Consider the following 13,685-nt stretch of genomic DNA (forward strand, 5'->3'; position numbering starts at 1 on the left):
GCGCCCGTCCGGGGGGACGATGAAATGTCCACGCAGGTCAGCGGGGGTCCCTCCGGGACCGGAGAGCAGGGGTACGAGGTGGAGCAGGGGTACGAGGACGGGCTCCGGCCCGCGCCCGGGCGGGGCGCCGGCGACGGGGACACCCGCTCCCTCGCCCTCCTCATGCACGCCGCGTTCTTCCTGCTCCTCGGCGCCTCGCTCGCGCGGTTCCTGCTGCGGCACCCCGGGGAGGCCCGCACGCCGTGGATCATCGGGCTGTCGATCGCGCTGGCCGTGCTCTACGTCGTCGGGCCCGTACTCGGGTCGCGCCCGACCGCCCGCAGCCTCGTCTGGCTCGGCGGGCTCGTCGTCGTGTGGATGGTGGTGGTCGTCCTCGCGCCCAGCTTCGCCTGGTGCGCGGTGCCGCTCTTCTACACCGGGCTGCGCATCCTGCCGCCCCGCGCCGCGTACGCGCTCGTCGCCCTGCTCACCCTGTTCGTCGTCGCCGCGCAACTCCGCCTCGCGCACGGCTTCGACCCCAACCTGGTGCTCGCCCCGCCCGCCGTGGCCGCCGTCGCCACCGCCGTGTTCGTCCACATGCAGCGCCAGGCGGTACGGCAGGGCAGGCTCATCGACGACCTGCTCCGCACCCGCCGCGAGCTCGCCGCCACCGAGCGCCGCGAAGGCACCCTCGCCGAACGCCAGCGGCTGTCCATGGAGATCCACGACACCCTCGCCCAGGGCCTGTCCAGCCAGCAGATGCTCCTCCAGGCCGCCGACCGCACCTGGGACACCGACCCGGCCGCCGCCCGACGCCACATCCGTACCGCCGGAGGCATCGCCGAACGCAACCTCGCCGAGGCCCGCCGCTTCGTCCACGACCTGGCCCCCGCCGACCTGGCCGAGGGCGGCGGCCTCGACGCGGCCCTGCACGCACTCGCCGCCCGCGAAACCGCCCAGGCGCAGGGCGGGCTCACCGTCCGCTGCCACATCGAGGGCGCCCCGCACACCGTCCTGCCCGACCGCACCCAGTCCGCGCTGCTGCGGATCGCCCAGGGCGCCCTGGCCAACGTCACCGAGCACGCGGACGCCACCGAGGCCGCCCTCACGCTGACGCACCTGGACGACCGCACCGTCCTCGACATCGCCGACAACGGCCACGGCTTCACGCCCACCGCCACGGCCCCCGGCGGGGTGCGCGGCGGGGTGCGCGGCCACGGGCTGCCCGCCATGCGCGCCCGACTCCACCAGCTCGGCGGCACCCTCACCATCGAATCGGCCCCCGGCGAAGGCACCGTCGTCACCGCCACCGTCCCCGTCGCCCCCACACCCCAGGACCCCGCATGAGCGCCGCCCCGACCCCGGACACGACCGCCGGCATCACCGCAGGCCGCATCCGCATCCTGCTCTGCGACGACCACGCCGTCGTACGCGCCGGGCTCCTCGCCCTCCTCGGCAGCGAACCCGACATCGAGGTCGTCGGCGAGGCGGGCAGCGGCGAGGAAGCCGTCGCGCTCGCCGCCCGGCTCACCCCGGACGTCGTCCTGATGGACCTCCAGCTCGGCACCGGCATCGACGGCGTCGAAGCGACCCGCCGCATCGTGGCCGGCCCCGGCACCCACGTCCTCGTCCTCACCACGTACGACACCGACGCCGACATCACGCGCGCCATCGAGGCCGGCGCCACCGGCTATCTGCTCAAGGCCGAACGCCCCGAGGAGCTGTTCGCCGCGATCCGCTCCGCCGCCCAGGGCCGCACCACGCTCTCGCCGCCCGTCGCCAGCCGCGTGATGGCCCGCATGCGCGCACCCCGCCCCACCCTCACCGACCGCGAACGCGACATCCTCGGCCAGCTCTCCCGGGGCCTCGGCAACCGCGAGATCGCCCGCGCCCTGTTCATCAGCGAGGCCACGGTCAAGACGCATCTCGGCCGGATCTACGACAAGCTCGGCGTCGACACCCGCGCGGGCGCCGTCGCCGTCGCCAAGGAGCAGCGGCTGCTGCCGTAACGGGCGACACGCCGGGCATGACACCATCGAACCGTGCTCGACATCGGCTACTCCCTCTCCCGCCGCTTCCCGGACCCCCCGCAGACCGACTACCGCCGCGCGGACGTCCGCGCGCTGCGGCACGACCTGTTCTCCGGGGACGTCTACCTCGCGGACACCAAGGCGGACCGCGAAGTATCCACAGCCTGGGGATGGGTGCCGGTGCTCGACTTCGCCTGGGCCCTGTGCGACATCGTCGAGCAGATCGACCAGGACCCGCGCGGCAGCCGCTCGCACCGCCGCCAGCAGGCCGAACTCGACTTCACCGAGTCCACCGACCGCATGCTCTTCGAGCGCCGCTTCGGCTGGGTCGACATCGAGGCCGACTGGATGGACCCCGAGGAACCTCCCCTCACCTTCAGCCACTCCCTGCTGCGCCGCGAGGCCCGCGACTTCCTGCACGACCTGATCGCCGACCTCGCCGACATGCACGAGGGCCTGGCCGACAACCCGGCCGTCTGGGACCTCCAGGCCCGCTTCCCCCGCCTCTGACCGGACCCGGCCCCCGCCTCACGCCTCCACTCGCACCCCGATCTGCGCCGCGAGCGCCGGCGCCAGCTCCATCAGCTGCAACGGGCTGATCACCGCACCCGCCAGCCGCTCCACCCCCCGCGCGATGTCCAGCTCCGCGACAGTCCGCAGATCCACGTCCTCCATCCGCGCCGCGCTGAAGTCCGCCCGCTTCAGCACGCAGTCCCGGAACTCCACCCGCGTCAGCCGCGCACCCCCGAAGTCCGGCTCCGCCAGCACACAGCCCTCGAAGACGACGTCCGTCAGCCGGGCCTCCCGCAGATTCAGGTAGTCGATCTTCCCGCCCCGCACGACCACCCGCTCCAGCACCGCGCCGTGCAGCTGCGTCCCGCCCAGCCGCGCGTCCACCACCTCCACGTCCCGCAGCGACGCCTCCGCGAGATCGGTGCCCACGCCCCGTACGCCCGTCAGCACCGAGTCGATGAACCGCGCCCGCACCAGCTCCGCCCGGTCCAGGGCGCAGCCCTCCAGCGCGCAGTCCATGAACCGCGCACCCCGCCCCGACGCGTCCGCCAGGTCCACCGACGCCCCGAACCGCACCCCGTCGTAATCCCCGTCCGGTTCGAGCCCGCCCTCCGCGAAATCCACCAGCGGCGGCAACCGCACCTCCGGCCGCCGCGCCGCCTTCACCCCACCGCTCCGACCACCACTGCGCACCATGCCCCCATCGTGACGCACGCCACTGACAACGCCCCGTCCGCGCTTGACCTCAACCGCGCTTGAGGCCAAAGGCTGGGGCCACCAGCACCCACGCCACCCCGGGGGACCCCGCCATGCACGCCATCCGCCTCCACGCCTTCGGCCCCGCCGAGAACCTCCGTCACGAGCGGACCGAGGACCCCGTCCCCGCACCCGGCCAGGTCCGCATCGCCGTCCGCGCCGTCGGCGTACACCTCCTGGACACCGCACTGCGCCAAGGGCTCCCCGGCCCCGACCCGGCCCCCGCCCCGCTGCCCACCATCCCCGGGCGCGAGGTCGCCGGCACCGTCGACGCGCTCGGCGAAGGCACCGACCCCGCCTGGCTCGGCCGCGACGTCGTCGCCCACCTCGGCAACGTCCCCGGTGGCTACGCCGAGCTCGCCGTCACCGACACCGACCGGCTCCACCCCGTGCCCGAAGGGCTCGGCCACCCCGAGGCCGTCGCCATGATCGGCACCGGCCGCACCACCCTCGGCATCCTCGCCGCCACCCCGCTCGGCCCGGAGTCCGTCGTCCTCGTCACCGCGGCCGCCGGAGGCATCGGCACGCTGATCGTCCAGTACGCCAAGAACGCCGGGGCCACCGTCATCGGCCTCGCCGGCGAACCCGCCAAGACCGCCCGCGTCCGGGACAACGGCGCCGACCTCGCCGTCGACTACACCCGCCCCGACTGGCCGCACCACGTCCGCACCCACCTGGACGCCCTCGGCCGGCGCGCCACCGTGCTCTACGACTCCGTCGGCTCCACCACCGCCCGCGCCGCCTTCGGCCTCCTCGGCGAGGGCGGGCAGCACGTCGTCTACGGCTGGTCCGGCAACGACGGCCCGTTCACCCCGTCCGCCGGTGAACTCGCCGCCCGCTCCCTCACCTCCGAGAACGTCCTCGGCCCCGGCCTGCTGAAGCGGGGCGGCGGACTGCGCGCCCTGGAGACCCGCGCCCTCGCCGAAGCCGCCGCCGGCCACCTGCGCCCCGCGGTCCAGAGCTACCCGCTCGCCCGCGCCGCCGACGCCCACCGCGACCTGGAGACCCGGGGCACCATCGGCAAGGTGGTCCTCATCCCCTGAGGGCGGACCTCACCACGGGCCCCGTCTCACGCCCCGCCCAGCTCCGCCAGCGCCCCGTCGGTCAGCCGGTACACCGTCCACTCGTCCTGCGGACGCGCGCCCAGCGACTCGTAGAACGCGATCGACGGGGCGTTCCAGTTGAGCACCGACCACTCCAGGCGCTCGTAACCCCGCTCCACACAGATCCGCGCCAGCTCCCTCAGCAGCGCCTTCCCGTGCCCGCCACCGCGCCGCTCCGGGCGTACGTACAGGTCCTCCAGGTAGATGCCGTGCACCCCGCGCCACGTCGAGAAGTTCAGGAACCAGATCGCGAAGCCGACGACCTCGCCGTCCTCGTCCGACTCCGCGATGTGCGCGAACGCGGCCGGGTGCTCGCCGAACAGCGCCTCCCGCAACTGCTCCTCCGTCGCACGCACCTCGTGCAACGCCTTCTCGTAATCGGCCAGCTCACGCACCATGGCGTGGATGACGGGGACATCGGCGGGGGTAGCGGTACGAATCATGCGTGCAGCGTAAGCATCGCCCCGCCGACCCTTACCCCTGACCCATTGATCGGACATACCCCCGCACCACTCGCGCGATCTCCGCCTGCTCCGGCGCCAGCCGCCGCGCCCCGCCCTCCACCGACCAGCACGCGTTCTGGAGCACCCGCCCCAGCGTCCACGCCGCCGCGCGCCCCCGGTCCAATCCCAGCACCCCCGTCATTGCGTCGAACCGCTTCCCCACCGCGTCCGCCTCGAAACGGTTCACCAGCGCGGGCAGCAGTTCGAACCCGGGGTCCCCCACCAACGGCTTCGGGTCGATGGCCACCCACCCGGTGCCGCCCTCCCCGGCCAGCACGTTCCCGAAGTGCAGGTCCCAGTGCAGCAGCCGGTCCCCCGGCTCCCCCGCCACCTCGCGCACCGCCGCCGCACAGTCCCGTACGAGCCCCCGCTCCTCCTCGTCCACCAGCGCCGCGACGACGTCCGGCGCGGCGGCCAGCATCCGGGAAGCGGCCTCCCCGAGCCCCCGCAGCCCGGCCCCGGCGCCGGCTCCCGTCGTGCCCGCCCCCGCACCCGCCCCCGGCCGCACCGCCGTCAGCTCCGCCAGCAGCCCGGCGATCACCCGGACCGCCCGGTCCGCGTCCGGCTCGCCCGCCAGCGAACGGCGTCCGTCCAGCCGTTCCAGGAGCATCGTCCCGGTCCCCGGATCGTGTTCCAGCAACCGCACCGCCCCGGCCCCCGCCGCCCCCCACAGCCGCAACGCGACCGGCTCCCCCGCCGTCTCCGCGTCGACCGGCTGCAACTTCAGCACCGCCCGCCGCCCATCCCCCGCCCGCACCACCGGCAGGACCAGCGCGCACACCCCGTACATCGCCTCGCCGTCCCTGCGCAGCCCCCACCGCTCCAGGAACTCCGCCGCCAGCCCCGGCAGCGCGGCCACGAACGCCCGGCCCGCCTCCCCGTTGTATGCGGACTGAGTAGCGATGAGCGCATCCGGAATGTCGATCACGCCCCCGATCGTAGGAGCATGCGTCAATCGGGCATGCCCTCCGGCCACCCAGCCCCGCCCGCCCGGCCCCGCAACGCCCCCGCCGGGCGGCTGCTCCGCGCCCTCGGCTCCTGGATCCGCAGCGCACCCGGCACGTACCTCTGGCTGACCGCCCTCTTCGTCACCACGGTGATCGTCCACCAGATGTCACCGGCCTTCGAGGAGGAGTTCCTCCGCCAGCGCTCCACCAACATCCACGAGCTCTCCCGTAACCCCGTCCGCGTCCTCATCACCAGTGCCTTCTGGATCGACAGCGGACAGTGGCTCCCCTACGCCGTCCTCTACACGGTCTTCCACGCCCCCGCCGAGCGCCGCCTCGGCACCCCGCGCTGGCTCGCCGTCGCCGCCACCGCGCACGTCCTCGCCACCCTGGTCAGCGAGTCCGTCCTCGCCTGGGCCATCACCCACGGCCACGCCCCGGCCTCCGCCGCCAACACCCTCGACGTGGGCGTCAGCTACGCCCTCGCCGGCGTGGTCGCGGTCCTCACCTATTACGTCCCCCGCCCCTGGCGCCCGGCCTACCTCTTCGCGGTCCTGGTGATCTACACGGTCCCCCTGATCACCAACCCGACCTTCACGGACATCGGCCACCTGACAGCGGCCCTGATCGGCCTGGGCTGCTACCCGCTGACGCGACGCGGAACAGAGGCATGAAAAAACCAGGCCGGGGAAGACCGGCCTGGCGGTGGAGCCCCCTGTCGGATTCGAACCGACGACCTACGCATTACAAGTGCGTTGCTCTGGCCAGCTGAGCTAAGGAGGCGTGCCGGAGCAGTCTAACCAACCCGGCCCCCGGCACCGTGCAGAAATTTCACAGCCGGTGAACTACTGACAGATTCGAAACCTCCAGGTAGCGTCCTTGCAGGTTCACTCCGATGGACCAGACCACTCCCTTACAACGGATCGTCCGGCACGTTCCTGCCGGTGGAGGAGAAGAATCAGCATGGCCAGTGTCACGTTCGACAAGGCGTCCCGCGTCTACCCCGGCTCCACGAAGCCCGCGGTCGACCAGCTCGAGATCGACATCGAGGACGGCGAGTTCCTCGTCCTCGTCGGTCCCTCCGGTTGCGGCAAGTCCACCTCGCTCCGCATGCTCGCGGGTCTTGAGGACGTCAACGGCGGTGCGATCCGCATCGGTGACCGCGACGTCACGCACCTGCCCCCGAAGGACCGGGACATCGCCATGGTGTTCCAGAACTACGCGCTGTACCCGCACATGACCGTCGCGGACAACATGGGCTTCGCGCTCAAGATCGCCGGTGTGAACAAGACCGACATCCGGGCGAAGGTCGAAGAGGCCGCCAAGATGCTGGACCTCACCGACTACCTGGACCGCAAGCCGAAGGCGCTCTCCGGTGGTCAGCGCCAGCGTGTCGCGATGGGCCGCGCGATCGTGCGTGAGCCGCAGGTCTTCCTCATGGACGAGCCGCTGTCGAACCTCGACGCCAAGCTCCGTGTCTCCACCCGTACGCAGATCGCCTCGCTCCAGCGCCGCCTGGGCATCACGACCGTGTACGTCACCCACGACCAGGTCGAGGCCCTCACCATGGGCGACCGCGTCGCGGTCCTCAAGGACGGTCTCCTCCAGCAGGTCGACTCGCCGCGCAACATGTACGACCGCCCGGCGAACCTCTTCGTGGCCGGCTTCATCGGCTCCCCCGCGATGAACCTGGTCGAGGTCCCGATCACCGACGGCGGCGTGAAGTTCGGCAACAGCGTCGTCCCGGTCTCCCGCGAGGCGCTGACCGCCGCCGCGGACCGCGGCGACACCACCGTCACGGTCGGCATCCGCCCCGAGCACTTCGACATCGTCGAGCACGGCGGCGCCGCCGCGAAGTCCCTCACCAAGGACTCCTCGGACGCCCCGGCCGGCCTGGCCGTCTCGGTCAACGTGGTCGAGGAGCTCGGCGCCGACGGCTTCGTCTACGGTGCCGCCGAGGTCGGTGGCGAGCACAAGGACCTGGTCGTCCGCGTCGGCGGCCGCGCCGTCCCGGAGAAGGGCACCAAGCTGCACGTCGTGCCCCGCCCGGACGAGCTGCACGTCTTCGCCACGTCGACCGGTGAGCGCCTCACCGACTGACGTCGCACACGCTGTACGGTGGCCCCGCACGATCTTCGTGCGGGGCCACCGCGCTTCCCCGGTGGAAACAACGCCGTTTGAAACGGCACACGCCAATTCCCCGCCAGAACGGTCATTTCGCTTCCGTTCGTCAACACGCGATTCGAAAAGCACACTCGAACCATCCCCCGCGAGGGTGACGTAATGTCGCCACGCCATCACCGGCCGCTACGCTCGCTGCGTGACCCACACCGTGCGCCGTATCGGCCGAACTCTCGCTTTCGTACTGCCCGTCGTCATGGTCCTGTCCGGGACCCTCGCGGTCACCGCCGTGCCGTGGGCAGCCAGCAACTCCGACTCGCAGCTCCTCGCCGCGTCGGCCCGCACCGTCCCCGACGCCAAGGGCGCCGACGCCGCCGTCAAGCAGCGCGCCCCCCAGGACGTCCTGCGCGACCGGCTCCTCCAGGAGCTCCGCGCCAAGGACCCGGGGGTCGCGCTGACGGACCTCCAGCGCGCCGTCGAGGGACGCCCGTCGCTCGCCAAGCACTGCATGTCCATCGCGAAGACCCTGGGCAAGGCCGCCGTCGACAAGTACGGCCCGACGCGCGCGCACCGCTTCTCGCGCCCCGTCTGCGACACCTCGTTCGCCTCGGGCGTCGCCCAGTTCAGCTGACCGCCGCGACACTCCCCGCTGCCGGGCACGGCCTATCGTGCCTGGCATGCATACGTTTCCGACGCAGGCCGTGATCCTGGCAGGTGGCCAGGGGTCACGGCTGCGCCCGTATACCGATGACCGCCCCAAGCCGATGGTCGAGATCCCGGGCACCGGGACGCCGATCATCGGCCATCAGCTTTCCTGGCTGGCCGCCGAGGGCGTGACCGACGCCGTGGTCTCGTGCGGGCATCTGGCCGAGGTGCTCCAGGAGTGGCTGGCCGACGCGGTGCTGCCGCTGCGCGTGACGACGGTCGTGGAGTCCGAACCGCTGGGACGCGGCGGCGGCCTGAAGTACGCGGCGGCGCGGCTGCCCGAGCCGGACGAGCCGTGGTACGCGACCAACGGGGACATCTGGACGCGCTTCTCGCTGCGCGAGATGGCGGCGTTCCACGCGGAGCGCGACGCGACCGCGACCCTGGCGCTGGCCCGGCCCCGGATTCCGTGGGGCGCGGTCGAAACGGACGCGTTCGGGCACATCACCGACTTCATCGAGGCGCCGCCCTCGCCGTATCTGATCAATGCGGGGGTGTACGTGTTCTCCCCCGCGTTCACGGGACTGCTGCCGGACCGGGGCGACCACGAGCGGACCACGTTCCCCCGGCTGGCCCGCGAACGCCGGCTGGCCGGCTATCCGTTGCCGCACGGCGCGTACTGGCGGGCGATCGACACCGCGAAGGACCTGACGGAGGCCGCCAAGGAGCTGGACGCGCGGTAGGACGTACGGGAACGGGGCGGGCCCGGAGGTTCTTCCTCCGGGCCCGCCCCGTTCCCGTACGGGCGCCCGCCGTCAGCCGAGGAGGCCGCCGATCGGGTTGCGGCCTCCGCCGCTGCCGCCGTCGCCGCCGCCGCCCGAGGAGGCGCCGGGGTCGGGGTCGGAGCCGCCCGTGGTGGAGCCGCCGCCGGTGCCGGTGGACCCGGAGGAGCTGGGGCCGGAGCTGGTCGCGGGGGGCTGCTGGGGGGTGGTCTGCTGCGGAGTCTGCTGGCCGGTGCCCTGGGTCTGGCTGGGCTGTCCGGTGCTCGCGCCCGCCGCCTGGCCCGTCTCGCGGACGCTCTCCGACGAGGGGGTGGAGGCGTCGGCGGACGGGGTGTGCGGTGCGGTGCTGTGCGAGGGCGTCGGCTGGTGGCCGGTGGGGCTCTTGGACGCCTTGCCCTTGCGGGACTTGTCGGGGAGCGGCGAACCGGGGAGCTGGTTGGTGGGCACGCCGTGCGGGCCCGGGACGGTGACGACATCCGTGGAGCGGACGGCGCCGCCGAGGACGGAGCCGATCAGCAGGGTGAGGCCGACGACGACGCTGGCGACGACCGCGCCCCGGCGCAGCACGCGGCGGCGCAGGTCCCAGATCTCGGAGCGGGGTCCGAGCTTGCGCCAGGCTTCTCCGGCGAGCCGTCCGTCGATGGAGTAGACGGGGGCACCCGCGATGATCAGGGGGCTCCAGGCGGCGAGGTAGAGCACGTCCGGGGCGTCGTAGGCGGCGACGGTGCGCCAGCTCACGGTGACCAGGAGGGCGGCGGACAGCAGGGCCCCGACGGTCGCGGCGACGCGCTGCCAGAGCCCGAGGACGGTGAGGACACCGACGACGACCTGGAGGAAGGCGATCGAGAGACCGGCACCGACCGGGTGCGAGAGGGCGAACTCGCGCAGCGGCTCGGCCAGCGCCCACGGGTGCAGCGAGTTGAGCCACTTGACCATCGAGCCGCGCTCGCCGCCGTCGAAGTAGACGGGGTCGCAGAGCTTGCCCATGCCGGCGTAGATGGAGATGAAGCCGAGGAAGACCCGCATCGGCAGGAGGACGACGCCGAGGTTCATCCGGCGGCCCGGGTAGTACGCGTGGCGGACGTCGTCCGGGGCGCCCTGGCGCCGGCCGCGGTCCTCCTCGTCCGTGAGGTCGACGGCGGGCTCGTCGTCGTACCGGCCCCGCTCGTCGTAGCCGTCCGGGTCGTACGGGCCGGGGCCGACGGGGTCGTAGGCACCGACCGCCCGGCGCATGGGGGGCAGCAGCGGACCGCCGGAGCGGGGTGCGCCGATGACGGGGTTGGGCTGGGTCTCTTCGAGCGGGGACTCGTCGAGGCGCGGGATGACCTGGGTGCCGGCACCGCCGCGTCCCTGGTCGAACTCGTAGGAGGCGTACGGATCGTAGGGGTCGTACGCGGTGTCGGGACGGCCCGCGGTGGAGTTGCGTACGGCCTGGAGGAGTCCGGTGGCGCCGGGATCGCCGGGGGCGGACTTGCCGCTCCAGACGACGGGGGCGCGCCGGCCGCGTCCGGCTCCGGGGGCGCTCATGGCGGGGATCCTGGGCGCGCCGGCGGGGGTCACACCGCGCAGCCGTGCGCGCTGGCCGGGCGCGAGCTGCACCCGGAAGCTGGCGTGGTTGACGATGACCTGCGCAGGGTCGCAGTCCACCTTGGTCATGCTCAGGGCGGGTAGTTCGTCGAACCGAGGCGTTCTGGTGTCCACACTCATCTAACCGAGTGATGTGTGATTAGGACACTGCCTTGACCGTGTCGAAGGTGTCCGAGACCCGTCAACAGGTGGTGGAGGGTCGTACGGGGGCGCGTGCACGTGCGTACGCGCCCCCGCGCGGCCGGCAAGGGCCTCTGGGATCAGGCGCGGCGGCGCGCGACCTCGTACATGACGATGCCGGCGGCGACACCGGCGTTGAGCGACTCGGCGCCGCCCGGCATGTTGATGCGGACGCGGTAGTCGCAGGTCTCGCCGACGAGGCGGCCGAGGCCCTTGCCCTCGCTGCCGATGACGATGACGACGGGCCCGCCGAGCGCTTCGAGGTCCTCGACCGTGTGCTCACCGTCGGCGGCGAGGCCGACGACCGCGATGCCCTCCTTCTTGAAGGCTTCGAGGGCGCGGGTCAGGTTGGTGACCTTGGAGACGGGGGTACGGGCGGCGGTACCGGCCGAGGACTTCCAGGCCCCGGCGGTCATGCCGGCCGCGCGGCGCTCCGGGACGACGACGCCGTGACCGCCGAAGGCGGAGACGGAACGGACGATCGCGCCGAGGTTGCGCGGGTCGGTGACGCCGTCGAGGGCGACGATCAGCGGGTCCTCGCCGTTGTCGTACGCGGCTTCGAGGAGGTCCTGCGGGTCGGCGTACTCGTAGGGCGGGACCTGGAGGACGAGGCCCTGGTGGTTGAGCCCGCCCGTCATGCGGTCGAGCTCGGGGCGCGGCGCCTCCATGAGGTTGATGTTGCCGCGCTCACCAGCGAGCTGGAGGGCCTCGCGGACGCGCTCGTCGTTGTCGATGTACTGCTGGACGTAGAGCGTGGTGGCGGGGACGCCGTCGCGCAGGGCCTCGTACACCGGGTTGCGGCCGACGACCATCTCCGAGGTGCCCTTGACGCCGCCGCGCCGGGGGGCCGGGCGGCGGTTGGCGGCCTGCTTGGCCCTGGCGGTCGCGATGCGGTTCTTCTTGTGCTTCTTGCGCTCTTCGGCGGGCGGGGTCGGGCCCTTGCCTTCGAGGCCCCGGCGTCGCTGGCCACCGCTGCCGACCGTCGCGCCCTTCTTGTTGGACGTGCGGCGGTTCCTGCGCTGGCTGTTCCCGGCCATGACCTACCTGTTTCGTTGCTTCGGTCGTGCGTACGTATAAGTGCAGTGTGCCGCCCGGCGGACCGGGCGGCATGTGGTGGCTACTGGCGCGGGCCGAGTGTCCACCGGGGACCGGACGGGCTGTCCTCGATGACGAGTCCGGACTGGTTGAGCTGGTCGCGGATGGCGTCGGCGGCGGCCCAGTCCTTGCGGGCGCGCGCGGACTGCCGCTGGTCGAGGACGAGGCGGACGAGCGTGTCCACGACGCCGTGGAGGTCGTCGCCGCGGTCGCCCTCGCCGGCCCAGTGGTCGTCGAGCGGGTCGAGGCCGAGGACGCCGAGCATGGCGCGGACCTCGGCGAGGCGCGCGACGGCGGCTTCCTTGTCGTCGGCGGCGAGGGCCGAGTTGCCCTGGCGGACCGTGGTGTGGACGATCGCGAGCGCCTGGGGCACCCCGAGGTCGTCGTCCATGGCTTCGGCGAAGGCGGGCGGCACCTCGGCGGCGGGCGCGACGGTCTCGCCGGCCTTCTCGGTGACCCGCTGGATGAAGCCCTCGATCCGGGCGAACGCGGACTCGGCCTCGCGCAGGGCCTCCTCGCTGTACTCGATCATGGACCGGTAGTGCGGGGTGCCCAGGTAGTAGCGCAGGACGATGGGACGCCAGGTCTTGACCATCTCGCTGACGAGCACGGAGTTGCCCAGCGACTTCGACATCTTCTCGCCGGACATGGTGACCCAGCCGTTGTGCACCCAGTAGCGCGCGAAGTCGTCGCCGAACGCCTTGGCCTGGGCGATCTCGTTCTCGTGGTGCGGGAAGATCAGGTCGATGCCGCCGCCGTGGATGTCGAAGGCGGTGCCGAGGTACTTGTGCGCCATGGCGGAGCACTCCAGGTGCCAGCCGGGGCGGCCGCGGCCCCAGGGCGTCTCCCAGCTGGGCTCGCCGGGCTTCGTCGCCTTCCACATGGCGAAGTCGCGCTGGTCGCGCTTGCCGGTCTCGTCGCCGGAGGGCTGGCGCAGATCGTCCAGGTCCTGGTTGGACAGCTCCAGATAGCCGGGGAACGAGCGCACGTCGAAGTAGACGTTGCCGTCGGCGGCGTACGCGTGACCGCGCTCGATGAGGCCGCGCATCATCTCGATCATCTCCGGGATGTGCCCGGTCGCGCGCGGTTCGTAGCTGGGCGGCAGGCAGCCGAGCGCGTCGTAGCCCGCGTTGAACGCCCGCTCGTTCTCGTAGCCGATGGACCACCAGGGGCGGCCCTGTTCGGCGGACTTGGTGATGATCTTGTCGTCGATGTCCGTGACGTTCCGGACGAACGTCACGTCGTAGCCGCGGTGGGCGAACCACCGGCGCATGATGTCGAAGTTCAGTCCGGACCTGATGTGCCCGATGTGCGGGGCGGCCTGGACGGTAGCGCCACAGAGGTAGATCGAGACACAGCCCGCTGTGAGCGGGACGAAGTCACGGATCTGCCGGGCGCTGGTGTCGTACAGGCGAATAGTCACCCCTCAAGGGTAGTGGGCCCG

At 72.6% G+C, this 13,685-nt stretch carries 14 protein-coding genes and 1 tRNA gene; 8 read left to right on the plus strand and 7 right to left on the minus strand.

Annotation, left to right across the window (positions count from 1 at the left end):
- The first annotated feature begins 24 nt into the window (after positions 1-24).
- The 3 genes from ACIQZN_RS17910 to ACIQZN_RS17920 are packed head-to-tail and all read left to right on the plus strand — an operon-like array spanning position 25 to position 2,519.
- Positions 25-1,326 carry a sensor histidine kinase gene (locus ACIQZN_RS17910; RefSeq protein ID WP_403994211.1) on the plus strand — a complete coding sequence of 434 codons (1,302 nt, stop codon included), beginning with the start codon at positions 25-27 and terminating at the stop codon, positions 1,324-1,326.
- Positions 1,323-1,988 (plus strand): response regulator, encoded by a 666-nt coding sequence (locus ACIQZN_RS17915; protein ID WP_403994214.1) that lies wholly within the window; start codon positions 1,323-1,325, stop codon positions 1,986-1,988. Before ACIQZN_RS17910 ends, ACIQZN_RS17915 begins: the two co-directional genes overlap by 4 nt.
- 33 nt (positions 1,989-2,021) lie before the next feature.
- Positions 2,022-2,519, plus strand: coding sequence for a hypothetical protein (locus ACIQZN_RS17920; RefSeq protein ID WP_018101597.1), 498 nt, complete (start codon positions 2,022-2,024; stop codon positions 2,517-2,519).
- Positions 2,520-2,537: 18 nt separating this feature from the next.
- On the opposite strand, the gene ACIQZN_RS17925 is transcribed toward ACIQZN_RS17920, so the two are convergent.
- Entirely contained in the window at positions 2,538-3,218 is a 681-nt protein-coding gene (locus ACIQZN_RS17925; protein WP_403994217.1) for a pentapeptide repeat-containing protein, read from the minus strand.
- A gap of 113 nt (positions 3,219-3,331) precedes the next feature.
- Here ACIQZN_RS17925 and ACIQZN_RS17930 point away from each other — a divergent pair, with 113 nt between their 5' ends.
- Positions 3,332-4,321, plus strand: coding sequence for a zinc-binding dehydrogenase (locus tag ACIQZN_RS17930; protein WP_403994220.1), 990 nt, complete (start codon positions 3,332-3,334; stop codon positions 4,319-4,321).
- Positions 4,322-4,347: 26 nt separating this feature from the next.
- Here ACIQZN_RS17930 and ACIQZN_RS17935 read toward each other — a convergent pair whose 3' ends face one another.
- Both ACIQZN_RS17935 and ACIQZN_RS17940 read right to left on the minus strand, forming a co-directional pair.
- Entirely contained in the window at positions 4,348-4,824 is a 477-nt protein-coding gene (locus ACIQZN_RS17935; protein WP_403994223.1) for a GNAT family N-acetyltransferase, read from the minus strand.
- A gap of 31 nt (positions 4,825-4,855) precedes the next feature.
- On the minus strand, positions 4,856-5,812 hold the full coding sequence (locus ACIQZN_RS17940; RefSeq protein WP_403994225.1) for an aminoglycoside phosphotransferase family protein: 957 nt from the start codon (positions 5,810-5,812) through the stop codon (positions 4,856-4,858).
- A gap of 33 nt (positions 5,813-5,845) precedes the next feature.
- Here ACIQZN_RS17940 and ACIQZN_RS17945 point away from each other — a divergent pair, with 33 nt between their 5' ends.
- Positions 5,846-6,505, plus strand: a complete 660-nt coding sequence (locus ACIQZN_RS17945; RefSeq protein ID WP_403994496.1) for a rhomboid-like protein — start codon at positions 5,846-5,848, stop codon at positions 6,503-6,505.
- Between the two features lie 32 nt (positions 6,506-6,537).
- Here ACIQZN_RS17945 and ACIQZN_RS17950 read toward each other — a convergent pair.
- Positions 6,538-6,614 (minus strand) — tRNA-Thr (locus ACIQZN_RS17950).
- Between the two features lie 180 nt (positions 6,615-6,794).
- Here ACIQZN_RS17950 and ACIQZN_RS17955 point away from each other — a divergent pair.
- The 3 genes from ACIQZN_RS17955 to ACIQZN_RS17965 all read left to right on the plus strand — a co-directional run bounded on the left by ACIQZN_RS17955 (position 6,795) and on the right by ACIQZN_RS17965 (position 9,340).
- The gene (locus tag ACIQZN_RS17955) at positions 6,795-7,931 is read left to right on the plus strand and encodes an ABC transporter ATP-binding protein (protein ID WP_403994228.1); all 1,137 of its coding nucleotides are present in this window, start codon (positions 6,795-6,797) and stop codon (positions 7,929-7,931) included.
- Positions 7,932-8,151: 220 nt separating this feature from the next.
- On the plus strand, positions 8,152-8,583 hold the full coding sequence (locus ACIQZN_RS17960; protein ID WP_403994231.1) for a hypothetical protein: 432 nt from the start codon (positions 8,152-8,154) through the stop codon (positions 8,581-8,583).
- 46 nt (positions 8,584-8,629) lie between these two features.
- Positions 8,630-9,340, plus strand: coding sequence for an NDP-sugar synthase (locus ACIQZN_RS17965; protein WP_403994234.1), 711 nt, complete (start codon positions 8,630-8,632; stop codon positions 9,338-9,340).
- Between the two features lie 72 nt (positions 9,341-9,412).
- On the opposite strand, the gene ACIQZN_RS17970 is transcribed toward ACIQZN_RS17965, so the two are convergent.
- The 3 genes from ACIQZN_RS17970 to cysS form a co-directional block, all read right to left on the minus strand.
- The gene (locus ACIQZN_RS17970; protein ID WP_403994237.1) at positions 9,413-11,035 is read right to left on the minus strand and encodes a DoxX family membrane protein; all 1,623 of its coding nucleotides are present in this window, start codon (positions 11,033-11,035) and stop codon (positions 9,413-9,415) included.
- A gap of 191 nt (positions 11,036-11,226) precedes the next feature.
- A complete protein-coding gene (gene rlmB / locus ACIQZN_RS17975; protein WP_403994239.1) occupies positions 11,227-12,183 on the minus strand; it encodes a 23S rRNA (guanosine(2251)-2'-O)-methyltransferase RlmB in 957 nt (318 codons plus the stop codon).
- An 80-nt stretch (positions 12,184-12,263) separates the two neighbouring features.
- Positions 12,264-13,664, minus strand: a complete 1,401-nt coding sequence (gene cysS / locus ACIQZN_RS17980) for a cysteine--tRNA ligase (RefSeq protein WP_403994241.1) — start codon at positions 13,662-13,664, stop codon at positions 12,264-12,266.
- Between the last annotated feature and the right edge of the window lie 21 nt (positions 13,665-13,685).

The sequence above is a fragment of the Streptomyces sp. NPDC097595 genome, assembly GCF_044761525.1.
Taxonomy (GTDB): domain Bacteria; phylum Actinomycetota; class Actinomycetes; order Streptomycetales; family Streptomycetaceae; genus Streptomyces; species Streptomyces drozdowiczii_A.